The 21628-nt window shown below is 73.2% G+C and carries 20 protein-coding genes; 10 read left to right on the forward strand and 10 right to left on the reverse strand.

The genetic code is table 11. The features are described from left to right. The first annotated feature begins 640 nt into the window (after positions 1-640). From ABT263_RS04765 to ABT263_RS04775, 3 genes are all read left to right on the forward strand, one after another. Complete coding sequence (locus tag ABT263_RS04765; RefSeq protein WP_352287551.1) at positions 641-2290, forward strand: DUF6973 domain-containing protein; 1650 nt, start codon at positions 641-643, stop codon at positions 2288-2290. A 68-nt stretch (positions 2291-2358) separates the two neighbouring features. Continuing rightward, entirely contained in the window at positions 2359-2751 is a 393-nt protein-coding gene (locus ABT263_RS04770; protein ID WP_352287553.1) for a hypothetical protein, read from the forward strand. Between the two features lie 47 nt (positions 2752-2798). Further along, positions 2799-4013 (forward strand): trypsin-like serine protease, encoded by a 1215-nt coding sequence (locus tag ABT263_RS04775; RefSeq protein ID WP_352287556.1) that lies wholly within the window; start codon positions 2799-2801, stop codon positions 4011-4013. 214 nt (positions 4014-4227) lie between these two features. Here ABT263_RS04775 and ABT263_RS04780 read toward each other — a convergent pair whose 3' ends face one another. The 3 genes from ABT263_RS04780 to ABT263_RS04790 all read right to left on the reverse strand — a co-directional run bounded on the left by ABT263_RS04780 (position 4228) and on the right by ABT263_RS04790 (position 7745). After that, positions 4228-4974: a hypothetical protein gene (locus tag ABT263_RS04780; RefSeq protein WP_352287558.1), complete on the reverse strand. Its 747-nt coding sequence runs from the start codon at positions 4972-4974 to the stop codon at positions 4228-4230. An 88-nt stretch (positions 4975-5062) separates the two neighbouring features. Continuing rightward, complete coding sequence (locus ABT263_RS04785) at positions 5063-5659, reverse strand: PadR family transcriptional regulator (RefSeq protein WP_352287561.1); 597 nt, start codon at positions 5657-5659, stop codon at positions 5063-5065. Between the two features lie 37 nt (positions 5660-5696). Then, positions 5697-7745 (reverse strand): oxidoreductase, encoded by a 2049-nt coding sequence (locus tag ABT263_RS04790; RefSeq protein WP_352287564.1) that lies wholly within the window; start codon positions 7743-7745, stop codon positions 5697-5699. Between the two features lie 247 nt (positions 7746-7992). On the opposite strand from ABT263_RS04790, the gene ABT263_RS04795 reads away from it, so the two are divergent. After that, a complete protein-coding gene (locus tag ABT263_RS04795) occupies positions 7993-9273 on the forward strand; it encodes an FAD-dependent monooxygenase (RefSeq protein WP_352287566.1) in 1281 nt (426 codons plus the stop codon). A gap of 60 nt (positions 9274-9333) precedes the next feature. Here ABT263_RS04795 and ABT263_RS04800 read toward each other — a convergent pair whose 3' ends face one another. After that, a complete protein-coding gene (locus ABT263_RS04800) occupies positions 9334-9909 on the reverse strand; it encodes a TerD family protein (protein WP_329490340.1) in 576 nt (191 codons plus the stop codon). Between the two features lie 153 nt (positions 9910-10062). Continuing rightward, the gene (locus ABT263_RS04805) at positions 10063-11028 is read right to left on the reverse strand and encodes a LysR family transcriptional regulator (RefSeq protein WP_352287570.1); all 966 of its coding nucleotides are present in this window, start codon (positions 11026-11028) and stop codon (positions 10063-10065) included. A gap of 103 nt (positions 11029-11131) precedes the next feature. Here ABT263_RS04805 and ABT263_RS04810 point away from each other — a divergent pair, with 103 nt between their 5' ends. Together ABT263_RS04810 and ABT263_RS04815 are read left to right on the forward strand one after the other, a co-directional pair. Further along, positions 11132-11899, forward strand: a complete 768-nt coding sequence (locus ABT263_RS04810; protein ID WP_352287573.1) for an SDR family oxidoreductase — start codon at positions 11132-11134, stop codon at positions 11897-11899. Positions 11900-12019: 120 nt separating this feature from the next. Continuing rightward, positions 12020-12313 carry a hypothetical protein gene (locus ABT263_RS04815; protein WP_352287575.1) on the forward strand — a complete coding sequence of 98 codons (294 nt, stop codon included), beginning with the start codon at positions 12020-12022 and terminating at the stop codon, positions 12311-12313. Positions 12314-12466: 153 nt separating this feature from the next. Here ABT263_RS04815 and ABT263_RS04820 read toward each other — a convergent pair whose 3' ends face one another. Together ABT263_RS04820 and ABT263_RS04825 are read right to left on the reverse strand one after the other, a co-directional pair. Then, complete coding sequence (locus tag ABT263_RS04820) at positions 12467-14023, reverse strand: glycerol-3-phosphate dehydrogenase/oxidase (RefSeq protein WP_352287577.1); 1557 nt, start codon at positions 14021-14023, stop codon at positions 12467-12469. Between the two features lie 135 nt (positions 14024-14158). Next, positions 14159-14830: a TetR/AcrR family transcriptional regulator gene (locus tag ABT263_RS04825; RefSeq protein WP_352287579.1), complete on the reverse strand. Its 672-nt coding sequence runs from the start codon at positions 14828-14830 to the stop codon at positions 14159-14161. 104 nt (positions 14831-14934) lie between these two features. Here ABT263_RS04825 and ABT263_RS04830 point away from each other — a divergent pair, with 104 nt between their 5' ends. Next, on the forward strand, positions 14935-16557 hold the full coding sequence (locus ABT263_RS04830) for an FAD-binding oxidoreductase (RefSeq protein ID WP_352287582.1): 1623 nt from the start codon (positions 14935-14937) through the stop codon (positions 16555-16557). Then, positions 16554-17468 carry a diacylglycerol kinase gene (locus ABT263_RS04835; protein WP_352287584.1) on the forward strand — a complete coding sequence of 305 codons (915 nt, stop codon included), beginning with the start codon at positions 16554-16556 and terminating at the stop codon, positions 17466-17468. Before ABT263_RS04830 ends, ABT263_RS04835 begins: the two co-directional genes overlap by 4 nt. Positions 17469-17807: 339 nt before the next feature. Here ABT263_RS04835 and ABT263_RS04840 read toward each other — a convergent pair whose 3' ends face one another. Next, entirely contained in the window at positions 17808-18134 is a 327-nt protein-coding gene (locus ABT263_RS04840) for a hypothetical protein (protein ID WP_352287586.1), read from the reverse strand. A gap of 93 nt (positions 18135-18227) precedes the next feature. Continuing rightward, positions 18228-19151: a DUF6891 domain-containing protein gene (locus ABT263_RS04845; RefSeq protein ID WP_329490331.1), complete on the reverse strand. Its 924-nt coding sequence runs from the start codon at positions 19149-19151 to the stop codon at positions 18228-18230. A gap of 166 nt (positions 19152-19317) precedes the next feature. On the opposite strand from ABT263_RS04845, the gene ABT263_RS04850 reads away from it, so the two are divergent. After that, on the forward strand, positions 19318-19530 hold the full coding sequence (locus ABT263_RS04850) for a hypothetical protein (protein ID WP_329490330.1): 213 nt from the start codon (positions 19318-19320) through the stop codon (positions 19528-19530). Between the two features lie 61 nt (positions 19531-19591). Here the strand turns inward: ABT263_RS04850 and ABT263_RS04855 are convergent, their stop codons facing one another. Continuing rightward, on the reverse strand, positions 19592-21133 hold the full coding sequence (locus ABT263_RS04855; RefSeq protein WP_352287588.1) for a hypothetical protein: 1542 nt from the start codon (positions 21131-21133) through the stop codon (positions 19592-19594). 317 nt (positions 21134-21450) lie between these two features. On the opposite strand from ABT263_RS04855, the gene ABT263_RS04860 reads away from it, so the two are divergent. Then, on the forward strand, positions 21451-21612 hold the full coding sequence (locus ABT263_RS04860) for a hypothetical protein (RefSeq protein ID WP_352287590.1): 162 nt from the start codon (positions 21451-21453) through the stop codon (positions 21610-21612). Positions 21613-21628 lie beyond the last annotated feature (16 nt).

The raw sequence follows: 21628 nt of genomic DNA on the forward strand, positions 1-21628 counted from the left end.
GCGCGTGATCCGTCACTGTGCAGCCCGGCGGCACCCGGATCGACCAGCAACGCAAGGCCGGGAGGGACCGCACTGCCGGTACCACTGTCCGACCCGCTCAAGCGACTTCTCCGGAGCAGCACCCCTCGGCATCGAACAGCCCTGAAGCCCCACCCCTTCTTCGTCACCGATCAAGGGGCCGAGACACCTCAGCCGGTCGATCCTCGGCATTTCGGGGCTCTTCGAGCGAAGAATATCTGCTATCGACACTGCAATCGCTCCAAGCTTTCGATGCTTTTCAAGAGAAATACACTCCCCTTCCTGGGCTTCGACTCAAACCAGCCTTGAGCCAAACACAGTGCCATTCTCGGAGCTGTTCACCCACAGGGTGGGCGGAGCCACCCCATGAGGCACTAGACGTGCTCCGAAACGCAGATCGCCCGATAAGGGCACCACCGAGAATCCCCCCACGGATGACCTTGCTCTCACAGAACTCCTGTCCACTTGGTCCGCATATTATACGAAATATAGCACCTAGTGAATTTTGTGGGCTCTTTGCCTGCGCTTGGACATCGGATATGGTCGTACGCGTCGAAAGCTTAAGGGGAATTTCGACAGTGATCAGTTCGGCATTTCATGCCGTATTGGGGGGCGACATCTCATGATTTCTGCACGTCAAAACGAGCTTCTGGTCGGCGCGACGCTGGCCGTCGGCGCGACGCTGTTCGGCGGCCTCCTAGGCCCAGCCGGCGTCGCCCACGCCGCCGACTCTACTCAACAACCGGTGACGGTCGGCCGAGTCGCGGGTACCAGCCCAGCCGAGACGGCGGTCAGGGCGTCTCAGGAGCGCTGGCCGACCCTCACCACTGCAGCTAAAGCAGCGTCACCTTCGTTGGCGGAGACGCAGGTTGCCCAGAGCGTCGTCCTGGTACGGCAGGGCCAGGACCAGGAAGCCGCGTTGGCGGTTCCGCTGGCCGCCGCGAACAAGGGTCCCCTGCTCTACGCCGCCCCATCTGGCGTGCTCGCATCGGACACCATCGCCGAGATCCGGCGCATCCTGCCCAAGCGGGGCACGGTGTACCTGGTCGGCGGGTTCAACAACCTCGCAGTGGACCTGGTGGCGCGGGCGGGTTTCACACCCAAGGTGCTGCGCGGCGCGACGTTCGAGCAGACGTCCGTGGCCGTCGCTCGAGACGGCATCCAGAACACCCGGGAAGTGGTAATCGCCAACGGATTCAACCCGACGGACCTGATCAGCGCCGCCGCCGGAGCTGGGAACGTTCACGGTGCCCTTGTGCTGACCCGCGACCAGTCGCTGTCCCCGGAAGTCAAGGAGTACCTGGACGGACTTCCTCCCACTGTCGTCAAGACAACCGTGGGCATCTCGGTCCAGAACGTCTATGCCAACACCTACGGCCCGGTCGTGGGCCGCGATGACTTCGAGACCAGCGCCCTGGCGGCAGCCGAGTTCACCCGCAATCCGACGCGGATCACACTGGCCAGCCAGTCCAACGTGACAGAGGGCCTGCTTGGTGCCGCCGACGCGTCCTCTCGGGGCGGTTCGCTAGTGGTGAGCGAGGCGGCCTCGTTGCCCGTTCCCGCGCAGTGGCATGCGAGCGACACCCAGCGGTCGGTGACAGAGGTCAAGGTTGTCGGTGGAACGACCACCGTGAGCGACACGGTCGCCCAGCAGATGGCACAGGCGGCGACCGGAAACGAGACGGACAAGGCACCGACCCTCGACCAGGATCCGGCCAATGCGGCCGAGCTCGTCGCCCAGCTCCAGCTCAGCTCCGCCCTCGACGACTGGACGCCGCCGACAACGAAGGCTGCGGCATCGCCTCTCGCCCGCGACGGCCGAGCCGCACCCTCTTCCTCGGGTTCCTCGGGCTACTACGGCGGGATGAATGGAAGCGAGTTCACGTTCTGTGTTCTTCAGCCGTCGCACTACAACATCTGCGACAAGGCCAGTGATCATGCGACCGTCGCGGAGAACGCAGCAAAGCGCGACTTCGCCGACTCGTTGCACAACGGCAAGGGCGATGCATTCCGCCATTGCTACTGGAACGCCCGAATGGCCATAGACATGGGCGTCAACACCGCAAAGGGCTTCGGGGACCGCCATGAGGATGGCGACGGACCGGAGAACGAGAAGCGGATGGATCTCTACAACAATGCCGAAGGCCGATGGTTCGGCGCGTACTACAACAATGGCTACAGCCACCTTCCCAAGGAAGAGCGGTACCAGGCCGCCAACCACGACTGTGCGGTCAGCGCCGGCGTGGGCGACCTACACACCATCGAGAAGTAGCAGTCAGGCAGACGGAGAATCGCCAGATGAATCCCCCCCGGCACCGCGCCGCCCGTAGCATCCTGATCGTGTCCCTGGCCGTTCTGGCTGCCGAGTTCATGGCCGGCCTCTGGATCGCCTTCGCCCTCGCCACTCTGGGAAGCGTCGGCCCTGCCGACGACTCCGAAACGAGCTTCGCGCGATACGCCGGGGTGCTTCTCGCCCTAGCCTGGTCGGCGCTCTGCGGATGGGCCGTCACCTCGGTCGTACGCCGGGTCCGTTCCGACGTCCAGAGCCCGAGCCCGAGGCCCGATCGTCTCCTGGCAGCCATCGCGGCGGCTCATGCCTTGGGCACGGTGGTGGCCGCCGTTCGCGGATTCTGGCCGGCCGCCACCGCCCTTCTGCTGCTCGGGGCAGTCTTTGTCGCCGGATCCTCTCCGTCCAAGGACCGGACCGTCGCACAGCGATCGATGAACACCTAGAGCCACAGCGAACACAGTCTGACTCAACCGACAAATGAGGATCCAACGTGAAGCGTCTGTTCAATTCGTGGCGCAGATATCGAAACCGTGCTCTCATCGTCAGCACAGCCGCTGCGACGCTTCTCCTCACCGCCACCCCGGCCAGTTCCGTTGTGGGTGGTTCTGTCGCCGATATCGGTGAGACCCCGTGGGTGGTGAGCATTCGAATCGACCAGGACGGCTTCGAGTGGAACTGCGCCGGTGCGCTCATCGCGCCGGCGCAGGTCATGACAGCCGCCCGGTGCGTCTCGGGCTTCGACCTCGCCACCATTCGTGTTGTCGCCGGCCAGGGCGACCGGGGCGCCGGCGGGGGTACCGAGGCCAAAATCCGAACAGTTTGGGTTCACCCCGGCTACTCCGACGACGACGTCATCCCGAAGAACGACATCGCCGTGCTGACGCTCGCCCGCGATCTGCCACAAACCCCGATCAAGCTCGCCCCGTCCATCTTCATTGGAGGCTCGCCCTACACCGCAGGCAACCCCGCGACTCTCGCAGGATGGGGAAGCACCACCCGTGAGGGCTCCACGTACTCCTCCAAACTCAACAGCGCGATCCTGCCGGTCGTCTCGAGCACGGTGTGCGAGGGCCAGGCCGGTTACGTCGCCGGCAAGAACTTCTGCGCCGGCGACGCCAAGGGTGGGGTAGACGCGTGCTTCGGCGATACGGGCGCCCCGCTCGTTGCGAAGAACATGCTGATCGGCATCACCTCGTACGGCGTTGGATGCGGCGAGCCCGGCCAGTACACCCTCTTCACGAAGACCAATGCCTACTCCTTGTCCACGGATGTCCGCCAGCCCGCCATCCCGATCGTCAACCAGAATTCCCGGCAATGTCTCGCCATTCCGGCCGGGAGCACGGTTCCCGGCGAGACGTCCATTCAGTGGGGCTGCCTCGGTCTGGCCGACCAGCGGTGGTCCGCTCGCCCGGTGCCGGGCACTCCGTATGTAGAGATCGTCAATGCCAACTCCCATCTCTGCCTCAGCATCAACGGCGGAAGCCAGGTCGCCGGCGAGTCGGCAATCCAGTGGGAATGCAACGGCAACACGGACCAGCACTGGACCAAGCAGGTGGATCGTTACCAGGACGGTGAGGCCGTCTACACACTCGTCAACCGCGGATCAGGCCAATGCCTCGCCATCTGGCAGGCCAGCACGGACCAGGGCCAGAAGGCCGTCCAATGGCCGTGCGCCGACAACGCCGACCACAGGTGGACCTGGTGAATGCCGCGTGGCGGCTGTTCTCCGGTTGAGGGTCAACGGCCGGTCGGCGAGCTCCGCAAACATTTCTGGAGCGCGCTCGGGGTCTGGCAGTGCAACGGCGCTCCGAACCAGCGCTGGTACTTCGAGGCCCAGACGCGCTGAGCGCCGCTGCGCACGCCTGCGGCCCCCTTCCGAGTGGTGCTCGGGAGGGGGCCGTGCGGCGTTGTCGAGGGGGTCAGACGGAGGCGGGTGGGGCCGTGGCGGTGCCGGCGGGGGTGCCGAGGGTGCGTTCGGCCTTGGCGACGGCGGCGCGGTAGTAGAGGGAGGCGAGTTGGGAGGAGGGGTCGTCGCGCTGGTAGAAGCCGTAGGAGAGGGCGACGGTGCCGAAGCGTTCGACCGCGAGGTAGCCGCTGAGCGGGACGCCGGCGAGGGTGCCGTCGAGGCGGACGGCGGGGGCGTCCTTGCGGTCGCCCAGGGTGACGGGGGTGACGGTGAAGGTCACGGAGGCGTCGGTCCCGTCGTTGAAGGTGAGGCTGTGGCAGTCGGTGAACGCGTCGGACACCACGGTGAGGTCGCTGGTGAGTTGGGTGGCGTCCTCGGCGGTGAGCGACTCGGTCAGCATCGGGTTGCCGTCGGGGCCGTCGAACTCGATCTCCTGGTGCGGCAGTTGAGAGGACGGCCCGGATTCGTTCCCGTTCAGCAGCGCGCGGAGCGCGTCGCAGCCGGCGACCGGGGAGGCGCCGCCCGCCGCCGTCGGGCTGTCGGCGACCGGGACTTCGGAGAAGTTCGGGCCGAGTTCGGTGTTGCTCAGCAGGGCCGCCTTCAGCTGGTCGGCCGTGGGGAGCTGGCCGACCGGCGCGGCCGCCCGGATCGTCACGGTCGACGGGGCCGCGGAGCCGGTGGCGATACCGGCCGCCCCGAGGGTGAGCACGGTGACCACGGCTGCGGCGGTGAGGGCGAGGAGAGGCCTCGGGTGAGACATACGGCCCCCGATCGGGAGTCGGGCAGGGACAGGCACTCAGTGTCCCACCGGGCCTGCGGCCGCGCCCGCCACGCGGCATCGTCGCAGGTCAGGCTGTAGGGAGGTCAGGTCGGGAGGGGTCGGCGGGCAGGGCGGCCCGGGTCTCGGTGAGCCACTCCACCCAGAAGGACTCCAGCCCGATTCCGGCCCGCAGTACGGCGTGCCGCAGCCGGTCCCCGTCGGCCGGCTCGCTGCCCTCGGCGGGCCGGCCACCCTCCGCCGCCCGGCCCGACGGGAAGTCGCGGCGCTCGATCTCCCGGTAGTCGGCCAACTGCGCACGGTGCAGCGCGAGGTGGCGGGCCAGCTCGGCGTCGAGCCCGGTCGTGCCGACCACCGCCGCCGCGCGCAGCCGCAGCAACAGCGGCTCGCGGACGGCCTTCGGGTCGTCCCCGCCGGCCGTCCACCGTTCGAGCTCGGCGCGGCCGGCGGGCAGGACGTCGTACTCCTTCTTCTGCCCCCGCACCGGCCCGTCCTGCGGGAGCGCCCGGATCAGTCCGGCGGTCTCCAGCCGGCCCAGCTCCCGGTAGATCTGCTGATGGGTGGCGGACCAGAAGAACCCGATCGACCTGTCGAACCGCCTGGTCAGCTCCAGCCCCGAGGACGGCTTCTCCAGCAGGGCGGTCAGGATGGCGTGCGGCAGGGACATGCCCCGATCCTAGATCCCACCGGAGCAACCGCCCCCGTCAGATCGTGGCGGCCAGTTCGGTGCCCTGCTTCACGGCGCGTTTGGCGTCGAGTTCGGCGGCCACGTCGGCGCCGCCGATCAGGTGGGGGGTGATGCCGAGTTCGCGCAGGGCGGCGTCCAGGTCGCGGCGGGGTTCCTGGCCGGTGCAGAGGACGACGGTGTCCACGGGCAGGAGCTGCCGTTCGCCGTCCACGACGAAGTGCAGGCCGGCGTCGTCGATCAGTTCGTAGCTCGCGCCGGCGACCATGGTGACGCCGCGGTGCTTGAGCTCGGTGCGGTGGATCCAGCCGGTGGTCTTGCCGAGGCCGGCGCCGACCTTGGTGGCCTTGCGCTGCATCAGGTGGACGCTGCGCGGGGGGCGGGGCGGCTCGGGGCGGGTGAGGCCGCCGCGCTCGCGGTACTCCGGGTCGATGCCCCACTTGCGGTGGAACACCGGCGGGTTGAGGCTGGCGGCGTCGCCCTGGTCGGTGAGGTACTCGGCGACGTCGAAGCCGATGCCGCCCGCGCCGAGGACGGCGACCCGCTCGCCGACGGGCGCGCCGTCGCGCAGCACGTCCAGGTAGCCGACCACGCTGGGGTGGTCGACGCCCGGGAGGTCGGCCGGGGTGCGCGGGGTGACGCCGGTGGCGAGGACGATCTCGTCGAAGCCCTCGGCGGCGAGCTGCTCCGCGTCGACCAGTGCGCCGAGGCGCAGCTCGACCGCCAACTCGGTCAGCCGGGTGCGGTAGTAGCGCAGCGTCTCGTCGAACTCCTCCTTGCCGGGGATCCGCCGGGCCACGTTCAGCTGCCCGCCGACGGTGTCGGCGGCGTCGAACAGGGTGACGCCGTGGCCGCGTTCGGCGGCGGAGACGGCGAAGGCGAGCCCGGCCGGCCCGGCGCCGACGACGCCGATCCGCTTGCGCCGCTTGGTGGGTGCGAGGACGAGTTCGGTCTCGTGGCAGGCGCGCGGGTTGACCAGGCAGGAGGTGATCTGCCCGCTGAAGGTGTGGTCCAGGCAGGCCTGGTTGCAGCCGATGCAGGTGTTGATGGCGGCGGAGCGGTCGCCCTGCGCCTTGGCGACGAAGTCTGGGTCGGCGAGCAGCGGGCGGGCCAGCGAGACGAGGTCGGCGCAGCCGTCGGCGAGCAACTGCTCGGCGATCTCGGGGGTGTTGATGCGGTTGCTGGTGACGAGCGGGATGCCGACCGAGCCCATCACCTTCTTCGTCACCCAGGCGTAGGCGCCGCGCGGGACGGAGGTGGCGATGGTGGGGATCCGCGCCTCGTGCCAGCCGATGCCGGAGTTGATGATGGTCGCGCCGGCCGCCTCGACGGCCTGGGCGAGCCGGACGACCTCGGCGAGGGTGGAGCCGCCGGGGACGAGGTCGAGCATGGAGAGGCGGTAGACCAGGATGAAGTCGGGGCCGACCCGCTCGCGGACCCGGCGGACGATCTCGACCGGGAAGCGCATCCGGTTCTCGTAGGCGCCGCCCCACTCGTCCTCGCGGTGGTTGGTGGCGGCGGCGGTGAACTCGTTGATCAGGTAGCCCTCGGAGCCCATGATCTCGACGCCGTCGTAGCCGGCCCGCTGCGCGAGGGCGGCGCAGCGGACGAAGTCCTCGATCGTCTGCTCGACCTGCTCGGCGGTGAGGGCGTTCGGCACGTACGGGCTGATCGGGGCCTGGAGGGCGCTGGGCGCGACCAGGTCGGGGTGGTAGGCGTAACGGCCGAAGTGCAGGATCTGCATCGCGATGCGGCCGCCGGCGGCGTGCACGGCGTCGGTGACGACGCGGTGCCGGTCGGCCTCCGCCTCGGTGGTGAGCATGGCGCCGCCGCCCCAGGGCCGGCCGGCCTCGTTGGGGGCGATGCCGCCGGTGACGATCAGGCCGACGCCGCCGCAGGCGCGCTCGGCGTAGAACGCGGCCATCCGCTCGAAGCCGTTCGGCGCCTCTTCCAGGCCGACGTGCATCGATCCCATGATCACGCGGTTGGGGAGGGTGGTGAAGCCGAGGTCGAGCGGGCTCAGCAGGTGCGGGTACGGCTTCCGGGCCCGGTGGGGGTCGGTGCTCATCGGCGTCTCCTGTGCGGCGTGCGGCGGCTCGTTGTTACCACACGGTAGGGGACGTGGAGCCGAGTATGCAACTAGTTGCATAAAGGCACCCTGCGCGGGACGACGGCCGGCCCGCCCGGCCGCGTCCGAAATTGCCTGACCGCCCGTCAGCTCGGGGCGGGATGTGCGTAGGGTTCCTCCTCGGCGGGGGTTCGGAGGAACCCCGGGACCGGCGGGGGTTCGGAGGAACCCCGGGGAGGGGACGACTGTGCGAGGCGGATCGATAGCCGTGGTCGGCGGCAGCATCGCGGGGTGCGCGTTCGCACGGGCGGCCGCCCGGGGCGGGGCGGAGCGGGTGGTCGTGCTGGAGCGCAGCCCGGGCCGGCTGGAGGACCGCGGCGTCGGCCTCTGCGTCCTGGAGGACCGCTTCGCCGAACTGGCGGGCGCCGGCCACCTCGACGACGGCATGCGGTGGCACCGGCTGACCGAACGGCACTGGCTGGCGCGCGATCCCGACGGCGGGGGCGGACCGCGCGGGCGGCTGCTCTGGGCGCAGGGGATGCCGTTCCGCTCCTACCACTGGGGCGTGCTCTGGCAGTCGCTGCGCGAACGCACCCCGGACAGTGTGGAGTTCCGGCTCGGCGAGGCCGTCCCCGCCGTCGGGAACGGCACCTCCGGTGCCGGCGCCCCGGGCACCGGCGCCGACCACGCCTGGGTGACCGGCGCGGCCGGCGGACGCGAGCCGTACGACCTGGTGATCGGCGCCGACGGGTACCGCTCGGTGGTCCGCGAGGCCGTCTGCCCCGAGGCCCGGCCCGAGTACGCGGGCTACGTCTGCTGGCGCGGCAGCTTCGACGCCCGGCTGCTGGACGGGCTGCCCGGCGGCGCGGCACTCTGGCCGGAGCACGAGGTGATCACGGTCTGCTACCCCGGCGGCCAGGTGGTGCTCTACCGCATACCCGGCCTGATCCCGGGCTCCACCCAGGTCAACTTCGTCTTCTACGCGCCGACCCCGGCCTGGCTTCGGCCGGGTGACCCGACCAGCGTCCCGGCCGGCGCGCTCACCGGCGGGCAGTTCGAGGAACTGGCCGAGCTGGCCGAGCGGCACCTGCCCTCCTACTGGGCGGGGGTCGTCGCGCTCTCCCCCCGCGAGCGGACCTTCATCCAGCCGATCTACGACCTCGCGGCGCCGCGCCGGACCGCCGGGCGCCTGCTGCTCGCCGGGGACGCGGCCACCGTCGTCCGCCCGCACAACACCAGCGGCGCGGTCAAGGCCGTGCAGGACGCCTGCGCCTTCGAGGACGCCTGGCGGGCGGCGGACTCCTGGGCGGAGCTGCTGCCCGCGTACGACCGCGAACGCGGCACGGTGGGGCGGGAGATGGTCGAGGTCGGCCGGCGGCTCGGGCGGGCCCAGGTGACCGGGGCGCCCGACTGGGCGACCATGGACGAGGGCGCGATGACCGCCTGGTGGCGCCAACAGGTCGCCGGCACGGGCGGGTTCGGCGGCCACGCGCTCGGCCGTCCACCGACGGGGCGTCAGAACCCCTGAATGTCAGGGTGATTCACCCCCGGACCGCCGCGTCGACGGTCCGGGGGTGGCGCCGGCGTCTCAGACGTTGACGCCGTAGTCGGTGGCGATGCCGCGCAGGCCGGAGGCGTACCCCTGGCCGATGGCGCGGAACTTCCACTCGGCGCCGTTGCGGTACAGCTCACCGAAGACCATCGCGGTCTCGGTCGAGGCGTCCTCGGAGAGGTCGTACCGGGCGATCTCCTGGCCGTTGGCCTGGTTGACGATCCGGATGAACGCGTTGCGGACCTGGCCGAAGCTCTGCAGGCGGGCGTCGGCGTCGTAGATCGACACGGGGAAGACCACCTTGGCCACCCCGGCCGGCACCGCGTCGAGGTCGACCCTGATCTGCTCGTCGTCGCCGTCGCCGCCACCGGTCAGGTTGTCGCCGCTGTGCTCGACCGAACCCTCGGGGCTGCGCAGGTTGTTGAAGAAGACGAAGTGCTGGTCCGAGACCACCTTGCCGAGCGCGTTGCAGAGCAGTGCGCTCGCGTCCAGGTCGTAGTCGGCCCCGGTGGTGGTCCGCACGTCCCAGCCCAGACCGACGATGACGGCGGTCAGGCCCGGCGCCTCCTTGGTCAGCGAGACATTGCCACCCTTGGCCAGCGAAACTCCCACGATGCCCTCCTCGGTTGCTCTCCCTCCGAAAGAATCTACAACACTGTAGAGATCACGAGAATCCATCCGACCTGATGCGCCCCCGTCGTGCGCCCCCGGCAGCACCCACCCGCGCGCGCCGGCCGTCCGACCCGCTCCCCGCACGTCACCGACCTACTCACCGGGCTCCGCCGCCGCCCCCGCCTCGACCGCCGCCGCCTCGACCGCCCCCGCCCCCGCGAGCAGCTCGGCGACGTGCGGCGGCAGCAGGCAGGCCTGCCGCGCCAGCAGGTCGACGAAGGCCGCCGTCAGCGGATCCGGCCGGGTCCGGGTGTACGCCGCGAGCGGGCGCCGCACGGGCGGCTCGGGCAGGCGGACCAGGCCGTCGAAGCCCGGCGGGACGAGGTTGGCGGGCACCAGGGCCGGCCCCAGCCCGGCCGCGGCCAGCAGCGGCGCGGCGGCCGTCTGCTCGGTCCGCACCGCGGCCCTCGGCCGGAACCCGGCCTCCGCGCACGCCCCGTCGAGCAGGTCGGCGAGGCCGTTGCCCGGCGCGTAGTGCACCCAGTCGCGCCCGGACAGGTCCGCCAGCCGGACCACCCGGCCCGCCGGCACCGCGTCCGGTTCGGCCGGCAGCGCCAGCACGAACTCCTCGACGCCCAGCTCCCGGATCGGCCCCTCCCAGTCCGGCGGCGGCGTACCGACCGCGACGTCGGCCTGACCGGCCGCCATCGCCGCGCGCAGCTCGTCGTTGTGGGCGTACTCGCGCAGCCGGATCCGCACCTTCGGGTGGAGCCGGTGCCAGGCCCGCAGCACCGGCGGCAGGATGCCGAGGCTGATCGAGTAGACGGTGGCGAGTTCGAGCTCACCGGTGTCCAGACCGGCCGCGAGACGGGCCGCGGTGCGCAGGCGCTCGGCGTCGGCGAGCGCGGCGCGGGCGTGCGGGAGCACCGCCCGGCCCATCGGCGTCAACCGGACGGCACGCGGCAGGCGCTCCAGCAGCGTCCCGCCGACGGCCCGCTCCAGTGCCCGTACCTGGTGGGAGAGCGCGGGCTGGGTGACGTGCAGCAGCTCGGCGGCCCGGGTGAACGAGCCGGTGTCGACGACGGTCACCAGGTATTCGAGCTGTCGGAGAGTGGCCATGCACAGAGTTTATGGCTCGGCGAAAAGACAAGCCTTGGACGCATCGGTGCAGCTCGGCGCAGGGTGGAACACGAAACCGCCCCCTGCTCCCGGAGTATCGATCATGACCGCCACCTCCCCTGCCACCGCGCCCGCCCTCGCCCCCGCCGCCCTCGAAGGGCGCCGCGTCGTGGTCGTCGGCGCCGGCTCGAACACCGGTCGCGCGCTCGCCCGCACCGCCTCCGCGGCCGGCGCCGAACTGGTCCTGGCCGGCCCCGACCCGCGCAAGCTGGAGTGGACCGCCGGCGAGCTGTCCGGCCCGTCCCGGGTCGTCCCCGTGGACCTCACCGACGAGGCGTCGATCGCCGCCCTCGCCGCCGCGACCGGCCGGTTCGACCACCTGGTCTCGACCGCCGCGATGCCCGCCAACGGCCCGCTCGCCGATCTCGAACTCGCCGACGTCCAGCGCGCGTTCGCGGCCAAGGTGGTCGGCCCGCTGCTGCTCGCGAAGCACCTGGCCGGCCAGGCCGCGACCGACGGGCCGGACGGCGCCTCGTTCACCTTCTTCTCCGGCGTCGCCGCCTGGCGCCCGGCGCCCGCCCGCACGGTGATGGCCGCCACCAACGGCGCGCTGGCCTTCCTGGTGCAGGCCCTCGCGGTGGAGATCGCCCCGGTCCGGGTCAACGCCGTCTCCCCCGGCATCGTGGACAGCGGCGCCTGGGACCGGATGGGCACCGACAAGGAGCCGTTCCTGCGCGCGGTCGCCGAGCGCAACCCCGCCCGCCGGGTCGGCAGCCCGGACGACCTGGTCCGCGCCGTCCTCTTCTCGATGGCCAGCCCGTTCGTCACCGGAACGGTCCTGCACGTCGACGGCGGCGGCCGCCTGGTCTGACCGCGAAGGCCGTGGGCGGGGCCCGTGCCCCGCCCAGGTGGCGGAGCACGCAGCCCGGCCACGCCGCGAGGTCCGGCCTAGACTGGCCGTGCGGGCCAGGACCCCCGCGCGGGAGGTGCCATGCGCCGCCGGTACAGCTTCCACCTCGACCGGGCGGGCCGTTCCGTCACCGTGAACGTCCGCTCGGGCTGGATCACCGAGACCGAACTGCTGGTGGACGGCCGGGAGTGTGCCTTCCACCGCGTCCACGGCCACGGCCTCTACCCGCTCACCCTGGCCGTCCGGCTGCCCGAGGAGCCCCCTCTGCCGGTCTCGGTCCGACTGGAACGGACCGGCTCGGCGGAGCACCCGCTCACCTGCACGGTCGACCTGGACGGCACCGTCCACCCGGTGCCGGAACGCGTCGAGCAGTGAGGCGTTTCCGGCACCGGGCGTTGCAGGCCGGGCGGCGAGAGCCCGGCGTTGAGGGTCGGGCGTCCGGCGCCCAACGGCGAGAGCCCGGCGGTGAGGACCGGCGTTCCGCCGCCCAGCGGCGAGGGCCCGGCGATGAGGACCCGTGCCGAGCCGCTACCCCGCCAGGGACTGCTCCACGATCTCCTCCACCGCTGCCCGGGCCCGGGCGGCGTCCGCCGCGACCAGCCCGATCCGGGTCCGCCGGTCGAGCACGTCCCCGGCGTCCAGGGCGCCCTCGTGCGTCACCGCGTAGGCGATCTCGGCACGGGTCACGTCGATGCCCTCGGCGATCGGCTCGGCGCCGCCCGCCGCCAGGACCTCACGGGCCGCGCCGCCGTGCCGGGCGAGCAGCGAGGCGGGCACGCCGCCCTCCGGCGCCGGCCGGCTGTCCCGGTGCCCGGGCGCGCCGACCAGGGGCAGCCGGGCCGTCCAGCAGTCGCGGGCCGACAGGCCGCGCAGGCGGACGGCGGTGGCCACCGCGTCCTCGGCCATCCGCCGGTAGGTGGTGAGCTTGCCGCCGACCACCGTGATCACCCCGGACGGGGACTCCAGCACCGCGTGCCGGCGGGAGATGTCCGCCGTGCTGCCGCCGCCGGTGTCGATCAGCGGCCGCAGCCCGGCGTAGGCGCCGCGCACGTCCGCCCTGGTCAACTCGGTGGCCAGGGCCGCGTTGACGGTGTCGAGGAGGAAGTCGAGCTCGGCCTCGGTCGGCTGCGGCTCGTCCGGGACCGGTCCCGGCGCGTCCTCGTCGGTCAGCCCGATCGCCACCCGGCCGAGCTGCTGCGGCAGTGCGAAGACGAACCGGCTGGTCGAGCCCGGCACCGGCACGGTGAGCGCGGCGACGGGGTGGCCGAGCGCGGCCGCGTCGACCAGCAGATGGGTGCCCCGGCTGGGCCGCAGCCGGATCGACGGGTCGACCTCGCCCGCCCAGACGCCGGTGGCGTTGACGACCGCGCCGGCGGTGACGACCAGGGACTGCCCGGTCAGGCTGTCGACCAGCCGGACCGAGCTGCCGGTGACCTCCTCCGCCCGGACCCGGGTCAGCACGGTGGCGCCGTACTGCGCGGCCGTCCTGGCCAGTGCCACCACCAGCCGTGCGTCGTCGACCAGTTGGCCATCGTGCGCGACCAGCGCACCCGCCAGGCCCACCGACCGTACGCCGGGCACCAGTTGGCGGGCCCGGGCGGCGTCCACCCGGCGCATCCGGGGCAGCACCGCCCCGGGCGTGCGCGCGCTCACCCGCAGCGCGTCGCCCGCGAGGAAACCGGCCCGGACCAGCGACGCCTGCCCGGGGCGCAGCAACCCCGGGAGCAGCGGGACGAGTTGCGGCAGCGGGCGAACCAGGTGCGGGGCGGTGCGGGTCATCAGCACGCCGCGCTCGACGGCGCTCTCCCGGGCCACGCCGATCCGCCCGGAGGCGAGGTAGCGCAGGCCGCCGTGGACCAGCTTGGAGCTCCACCGGCTGGTGCCGAAGGCCAGGTCGCGGGCCTCGACGAGGACGACGCGGAGCCCGCGCGCGGCCGCGTCCAGCGCCACGCCGACGCCGGTCACTCCGCCACCGACGACCAGCAGGTCGACGGCCGGGGTGGCGGCGAGCGCGTCCAGCTCCACCTCCCGCCGGCGGGAGCTGAGTCGAGTGGTTCCGGCGAAAGGCCCGGCGTTGATCGTCATGGCGCGAGGTATCCGTTCGTCACGGCGTGCAGGGTAGGACGCGAGCGGTCAGGGGGCGTTCGACCGCGGGGCGGGCGGCCGCAGGGCAGGCGGCCGCGCGACGGGCCGCCGCCCCGGCCCGAACCCCGCGAGCGGTCACGGCGCGAGGTATCCGTTCAGCGCCCGGGCCAGCTCGCGCCGCCAGGCCGCCTCCGGCAGCAGCTGCGCCACCATGCGGTGCGACTGGACGGTGGACTGGGCGATCAGCAGCACCATCGCGGCCAGCTCGACAGGCTCGCCGGCGCGGATCGAGCCGTGCGCCTGGCCCTGTTCGATGCCCGTGCGCAACGCCTCCAGCAGCCCGAGCTGGCTGGTGCCGAGCCGCTCGACGACGTACTCGAAGAGCGCGTCGGAGTCGGCCGAGCGCAGCAGGGCGGCGAGCACCGGGTGGTCGCGCAGCCGGACGGCGACCTCGACGACGCCCTCGACGAAGGCGGCGCGGTCCTCGCCCACCAGCGGGACGGTGGCCTGGGTCGCCAGGATCTCCCGGGTGAGCAGGGCCCCGATCACCGCCCGGACGTCCGGCCAGCGCCGGTAGACGGTCGGCCGGCTGACCCCCGCGCGCCGGGCGATCTCGGCCAACTGCGTGCGGCGCACGCCGAGGTGGACGATCAGTTCGGCGGCGGCGTCGAGAATGGCGTCATCGGTACTGCGCGGCTCGGCCGCACGCGGCTCGGCTCCCGACGGCTCGGCCGCACGCGGCTCGGCTCCACGCTGCGCAGGGCCGCGCGACTCCGCGCCACGGGCCTCCGCGCCATGGGACTCCACGCCACGGGACTCCGCGCCGTGGGACTCGGTGCCCGCCCCGGGGCCGACCGGACGGCCGTCGTGATCATCGTTACTACTTGACATGATGTGTGAAACTGTAACGCATGGCACCTGAGACGCAAGCGGGACCGGCCCACGCCGCGCTGCCGCTCCCCCCGATGAAGTGGGACGCCTGGGGCGACCCGGCCCTCGCCAAGGAGCTGTCGGCCGACATCAAAGCCCTGCTGGCCGCCGCCCTCGGCGTCACCGGCGACGCGGCCCCCGGGCCCGCCGCCGAGGAGGTCACCCTGCGGCCCTCGCGGCTGACCGAGGCGGACCTGAAGGCGCTGGCCGCCGTGGTCGGCGAGACCCACGTCAGCGCGGCCTCCGCGGACCGCCTCCCCCGCGCGGGCGGCAAGTCCACCCCCGACCTGCTGCGCCGCCGCAGCCGCGAGCCGCAGGACGCGCCGGACGCCGTCGTGCTGCCGGGCGGCGAGGACGAGATCGCCGCCCTGCTCGCGCTCTGCGCCGAGCGCCGGATCGCCGTGGTCCCGTTCGGCGGCGGCACCAGCGTGGTCGGCGGGCTCGACCCGGAGCGCGGCGGCCTCACCGCCGTCGTCTCGCTCGACCTGCGCCGCCTCGACGGGCTGCTCGACCTGGACGCCACCTCCGGCGAGGCCGTCCTGGGCGCGGGCCTGACCGGCCCGGCGGCCGAGGCGCTGCTCGCCGAGCACGGCTTCGAACTCGGCCACTACCCGCAGAGCTTCCGCTTCGCCACCATCGGCGGCTTCGCGGCCACCCGCTCCTCCGGCCAGGACTCCGCCGGGTACGGGCGCTTCGACGAGATGGTGCGCGGCCTGCGGGTCGTCACCCCGGCGGGCGTGCTGGACCTCGGCCGCGCCCCCGCCTCCGCCGCCGGCCCCGACCTGCGTGAACTCTTCCTCGGCTCGGAGGGCACGCTGGGCGTGATCACCGCCGTCCGCGTCCGGATCCACCCGGTGCCCGCCGTGAAGGCCTACGAGGCGTGGTCCTTCCCGGACTTCGCCACCGGCGCGGCCGCACTGCGCGCGGTCGAGCAGCAGGACACCGGTCCGACGGTGATCCGGCTCTCCGACGAGGCCGAGACCATGGTCAACCTCGCGATGACGGAGAAGATCGGCGGCGAGCCCGCCGTCACCGGCTGCCTGGCGGTCACCGTCTTCGAGGGCTCCGCCGACCAGGTCGCGACCCGTCACCGGCTCACCCGGGACGTCCTGCTCGCCGCCGGCGCCACCTCGCTCGGCGAGGCACCGGCCCGGGCCTGGGAGCACGGCCGGTTCAACGCGCCGTACCTGCGGGACTCGCTGCTGAGCGCGGGGGCGCTCTGCGAGACCCTGGAGACCGCGACCGACTGGCGCCGGCTCGCCGACCTCCGCCTGGCGGTCACCACCGCGCTGACCGGCGCCCTGCCCGGCGCCCTCGTGCTCTGCCACATCTCGCACGTCTACCCGACCGGCGCCTCGCTCTACTTCACCGTCGTCGCCGCGCTCGGCGAGGAGCCGCTCGCCCGCTGGGCCGTCGCCAAGCGCGCCGCCGGGGACGCCATCCTCGCCAACGGCGGCACCATCACCCACCACCACGCCGTCGGCGCCGACCACCGGCCCTGGATGGCCGAGGAGATCGGCGAGCTGGGCGTCCGCATCCTGCGCGCGGTCAAGGCCGAGCTGGACCCGGCGGGCATCCTCAACCCCGGCAAGCTGATCCCATGACCGACCGGAGAACCATCACCCGGGTCGTTCTCCTCACCAACCCGGCCGCGGCCGCCGGCCACGCCGAGCCGGCGGCCCGCCGCGCCACCGACCGGCTGCGCGCCCTGGGCGTCGAGGTCGACGCCCAGTCGGGCTCGTCGGCCCAGGAGTCGCTCGACCTGGCCCGCGCGGCCGTCTCCGCCGGCTCCTGCGACGCCCTGGTGGTCGTCGGCGGCGACGGCATGATCAACCTCGGCCTCCAGGCCGCCGCGGGGACGGACGTCCCCCTGGGCGTCGTCCCGGCGGGCACCGGCAACGACCACGCCCGCGCGTACGGGCTGCCGCGCGGCGAGCCGGAGGCGGCGGCCGACGTCATCGCCGCCGGCCACACCCGCACGGTGGACCTCGGCCGGATCACCTCGGCGGACGGCACGCGGCGCTGGTTCGGCTCCGTCCTCGCCAGCGGCTTCGACTCGCTGGTCAGCGACCGCACCAACCGGCTGCGCTGGCCGCACGGCAGGATGCGCTACAACCTCGCCATCCTGGTCGAGTTCGCCAACCTCCGCCCGCTCCCCTTCCGCCTCACCCTCGCCGACGGCACCGTCATCGCGCGCGACCTCACCCTCGCGGCCGTCGGCAACACCAGCAGCTACGGCGGCGGCATGCTCATCTGCCCCACCGCCGACCCCACCGACGGCCTGCTCGACATCACCCTGGTCGACGCCATGCCCCGCCACCGCATCGCCCGCTTCTTCCCCACCCTCTTCAAGGGCACCCACGTCGATCACCCGGAGGTCACCACCCACCGCACGCCCTCGCTGCGGATCGACTCCCCCGGCATCACCGCCTACGCCGACGGCGAGTTCATGGCCGCCCTGCCGGTCGACGTCGAGGCCGTCCCCGACGCCCTGCACCTGCTCACCCCGGCCTGAAGACCGGCCTGAGACCGGCCTGAGACCGGTCTGAGACGGGCTGAGGACCGGCCGCGGGCTGCCCCGTCCGCCGGGCGGGGCTGCCCGGTCACCGACCCCCGGGGCCGGGCACCCGCACGGACGCCGTACCGGCGGCGGTCGCGGCCTCGACCCCCAGGCCGGTGTCCTCGAAGAGTCCCGGCCCTTTTCCGGACACCGCACGCCCCGACGTCAGTGGAACCCGCCGCCACCTCAGGTCGATGAGCTGAGCCTCCCCGGCCTCCGCGCAGGGAGTCGGACCGGCCGACTTCCTGTGCGGAGGTGCCGGACGGAGGATGCCGGGGCCCTACCTCCCAGCGGTCACCAGCCGCGGGACCGGTCCGCCGCTGCCGCCCGCAGCCGCCTCACCTCGGCGATCAGGCGGGGGACGTCCTGGCGGGCGGCCGCGATGAAGTCGATGTCCGCGTCGAGCCTCGGGTCCTGTCCGGGCAGTCGGGCGCCCTCGACGAAGCGGCTGACGTAGATCTCGTCGTCCGGCTCCGCCTCGGGGCGGACCTGGATGAAGCTGTCGCCGCCGACGCCGTGGCGACCCTCCAGCCAGGCGGTCCACGGGCCCGGCGCCGCCGCGGCGGCGCGCCGTTCCATTGCGCTGAGGTCTTCCTCGGTCAACGGTCCGTCAGCTGTCATGCGCCGATCCTCCCGTCACCCCGCCCGGATGTCCACGTGCCGGGCCCGGGGACGGGCGTCATCCGGCCGGTCCCGAGGAACGGGTGCGCGCGCTCAGCCGACGAGCCGCCGGCGCCAGTCCAGCGGCCGCACCTCGACGGCACTGGCCGGGTCGCCGTCCCAGTCCGCCGGCAGGCCGGCCACCGCCAGGGCGGCCACCACCTCACGGCCGACGGCGGCGGTGGTCTCCGCCGAGTCGTCGAAGCCCCCGTAGTACAGCGACAGCCCGTGGCCGGCGGCGGCCGCGTCGGTGCTCTGGGAGTGGAAGTAGACGAAGCCCCGGGCGTCCGGCGAGCCCGCGCCGGCGATCTCGGCCTGTCCGCAGGAGTGGCAGCAGGTGAAGTTCTCGCGGGCCGTGATGCCGGCCGCCTCCAGTGCCGCGAAGGCACGGGTGAGCCGGTCGGCGTCCGTCTCGCCCTCCCAGCCGGCCTGCTCCTCGGCCCGCTCGCGCCACATCCGGTCGACCAGCGCCCGGGCCTGCGCGGGCGAGACCGGTCGCCGGTCACCCTTGACCAGGTAGTCCTCCGCCAGTTCGGCGAGTTCGGCCCGGGTCGCGTAACCGCCGGCCAGGCTCTGACGGAGGCGGTCCTCCAGCTGCCTGCGGTCGTCGTCGGGCAGCTCCAGCGGCGGCGCCGGCGTCTCGGGCGCCGGTGTCAGGTCGAGCCGCCGCCAGGCCAGGCCGGTGTCCCAGCCGTCCGCCCGGCGGGCCCAGCCCGTCATCGCGGCGATCACCGGACCGGGGTCGTCGAGCAGCACCCGGAAATGGCGGTCGTTCGAGCCCTCGCGGTGCTCCAGGGTGTAGTCGCCACCGGCCTCGTGCCAGACCTGGACGAACACCTCGGCGGGGCCGGCAATCCGCTCCACCACCAGGAAGCGGTCGCCCGGCCCGCCGATCCGGCGCACCAGCGCGGCCAGCGCCTCGGCGGTCACCCGAAGGTGCCGCTCCCCGTTCTCCGTCTGCACCTCGATCGCCAGCATGCGGGCCACTGTCGCACAGCCCACTGACACGTCGTCCGGGAGGTCCCTGCCGCACAGGGGACACCTGCCTCATGTGTCCGGGACTCCGGGCACCGAACCATGGACGCATGCCCCCCACGGGACGCTCCTCCCCCGACCCGGGGAAGTCGTCCGGAAAGGAAGCTCCGTGGCCATCCTCGGACAGTCCAACTGGCGGTACTGCGGCAAGTGCTTCGGCCTCTGGTTCAACGGGAACCCGACCAACGGCGTCTGCCCCGCCGGCGGTGCGCACACCTCCTCGGGCAGCTTCGACTACCTCCTGCCCGCCAACAACTTCAGCGGCGTCGCGCCCGCGGGCGCCGGGAAGGAGGCCGCGACGGAGGACGACGACGGCGCCTGACCCCTCGCACGCCGCGGACCCCGGGCCGATTCGGCCCGGGGTCCGCGGTACGGACGACGAGTCAGCCCTTCGGGGCCGGCGAGGGGAGCGCACCGGACACCAGCGGCCACTCGCGGTGGAACGGCGGCAGCGGGAGCTTGCCCTCGATGATCGGGGTGCCGAAGACCTTCAGATGGGCGAGCAGCGCGCCGTTCAGGTCGACCCCGCCCAGCAGGGCCCAGCTGCCCTGGAGTTGGGGCGCGCCGCCCGGGACGTCCACGGTGAGCGAGCCGTCGGCCCGGGCCCGCAGGTACGGGGCCACGGTGGCCTCGACGCCGACGGTGTCGTACAGGCCGACGCTCACCTCGGCGCCCAGCGCGGCCCGGGCGGCCGCCTTGCCGGTCAGCCGCACGTGGACCGGGGAGACCTTGGTGTCGGCGGCGTCGGTGGACGAGGTCCAGCCGCGCCCGCCGGCGTAGTCGGCGTGCACCGCCCAGGTACCGGTGACCTCCTGTTCGGCCTCCAGGTGGACCTGGCCGTCGGCGCTGACCTCCAGGTAGCAGGTGAGCCCGAGGTTCACCACGACCGGCAGGCCGGCCACCGTGATGACCGGGCTGGCCTGGAGCTTGGCGAAGGGCACCCGGATCGGAGCGGCGCCGGTGTCTCGGGCGAAGTCACCGGTGACCTTCCACTGGGCGTGGGCGCCCAGGTCGAAGCCGATCGACGCGGTGCGCGGACTGCCCACGCCGGCACCGTGGTACGCGAAGTGCACGGCGGGGTGGAGCTGGAGGGAGCCGGAGGCGTCGGCGCTCAGCCCCTCCGGGAGCGGGATCGGCGCCTTGACGTCGACCTCCAGCGTGCCGGACGCGTCGGCCGTGGTGGTGCCGTTCTCCCGGCCGACGGTCGCCTTGACGTCCTTGACCAGGGGCGTCACCTTGATCGCCTGGGGGTCGACGGCCACCTTGCCGTCCGCCTCGGCCCCACCGAGCAGTTCGGTCAGTGTCGCGGGCCGGGTCGCCAGGGAGACCGACCCGCCGCTCGCCGAACGGACGGCCGTGACGGCGACAAGGGCGCCCTGCGGCGCGGCGGCGGTCGGCGGGCTGGCGATCAGCTGACCGGGCCGGACGGCCTCGACCGCGGCCGTCGACCCCGGCGACGGGCTCGCGGACGAACCGGCGGACGCGCTCGCCGACGGACCCGCCGAGGGTGCCGACGGCCCCGCGGCCGCCAGGACCGCCGTACCGGCGGCCGGGTCGTACGCGGTGAGCTGGAGGTTCCGGGCCGCCGGGGAGACGGCCGCGCCGTCCGCACCGGGCACACCGACGGCGGCCTGCTGCGCGCCCGGTTGCGCCGCCGCCACCGGCAGGGTGGTGGCGGCGGGACGCCCGGAGGCGGTGGGCGCGCTGGCCGGGGTGGCGGCCCGGGCCTGCGGCGAACCGGTCGGGGTGACGGCGGCGACCGGGTGGCCGGCACCGGAGGCCGGGGCGGCGACCGGGGCACCGCCGGTCGCGGCGGCCGTCGCGGAGCCCGGCCGGTCACCCGAGGTCGGCCCGCACGCGGCGACACCGAGCAGCACCAGTGAGACGAGGGCAGGGCGGACCGCCATGCCGAGGGAACTCTTCAACAGGACTCTTTCGGAGCGGCGGACGAGGACACGACCGCCCGTGATCAGTGGAGGCAGGGAGGCGGCTCGCACGGCCGCGCCGCCATGTTACTGACGAGGAATCACCTTGTCGAAGTCATGCACATGCCCCACCGGCGCCCGGATTGGCCACCAACTCAGCTGCTGGAGAAACGAGTTGATGCCACGGAGAGACGCCGACCCCGACCTTCGACGGGCCTCGGCCCCCCGCCAACCCGTCGACCGGCGGGGTCCGCACCCCCGCCGACCGGGTGGCGCCCGAGCCCGTCGCCCGGCCGCCGGCGCCCACTGCGGCGGTCGTGACCGGCCCGCCGGAGGACATCGTGGCCGGCCTCGCCCGGTACCGGGACGCGGGGGCCCGCCATGTCGTCGTCCGCCCGGGCGCGCTCGACGTCGCCGACCAGCGCGACCAGCGCGACCAGCTGCGACGGCTCACCGCACTGCTGCCCGAACTGGCCTGACAGTCCTGCCCGGAGG

The sequence above is a fragment of the Kitasatospora sp. NPDC001603 genome (genome assembly GCF_040298365.1).
Classification (GTDB): Bacteria; Actinomycetota; Actinomycetes; order Streptomycetales; family Streptomycetaceae; genus Kitasatospora.

Bases quoted from the DNA above. Each gene is read 5' to 3' on its own strand.
- ABT263_RS04820 (WP_352287577.1), bottom strand. From the start codon at position 14,023: ATGACGATCAACGCCGGGCCTTTCGCCGGAACCACTCGACTCAGCTCC.
- ABT263_RS04785 (WP_352287561.1), bottom strand. From the start codon at position 5,659: ATGTCCCTGCCGCACGCCATCCTGACCGCCCTGCTGGAGAAGCCGTCC.
- ABT263_RS04810 (WP_352287573.1), top strand. From the start codon at position 11,132: ATGACCGCCACCTCCCCTGCCACCGCGCCCGCCCTCGCCCCCGCCGCC.
- ABT263_RS04790 (WP_352287564.1), bottom strand. From the start codon at position 7,745: ATGAGCACCGACCCCCACCGGGCCCGGAAGCCGTACCCGCACCTGCTG.
- ABT263_RS04780 (WP_352287558.1), bottom strand. From the start codon at position 4,974: ATGTCTCACCCGAGGCCTCTCCTCGCCCTCACCGCCGCAGCCGTGGTC.
- ABT263_RS04840 (WP_352287586.1), bottom strand. From the start codon at position 18,134: ATGACAGCTGACGGACCGTTGACCGAGGAAGACCTCAGCGCAATGGAA.
- ABT263_RS04835 (WP_352287584.1), top strand. From the start codon at position 16,554: ATGACCGACCGGAGAACCATCACCCGGGTCGTTCTCCTCACCAACCCG.
- ABT263_RS04845 (WP_329490331.1), bottom strand. From the start codon at position 19,151: ATGCTGGCGATCGAGGTGCAGACGGAGAACGGGGAGCGGCACCTTCGG.
- ABT263_RS04805 (WP_352287570.1), bottom strand. From the start codon at position 11,028: ATGGCCACTCTCCGACAGCTCGAATACCTGGTGACCGTCGTCGACACC.
- ABT263_RS04830 (WP_352287582.1), top strand. From the start codon at position 14,935: ATGGCACCTGAGACGCAAGCGGGACCGGCCCACGCCGCGCTGCCGCTC.
- ABT263_RS04765 (WP_352287551.1), top strand. From the start codon at position 641: ATGATTTCTGCACGTCAAAACGAGCTTCTGGTCGGCGCGACGCTGGCC.
- ABT263_RS04815 (WP_352287575.1), top strand. From the start codon at position 12,020: ATGCGCCGCCGGTACAGCTTCCACCTCGACCGGGCGGGCCGTTCCGTC.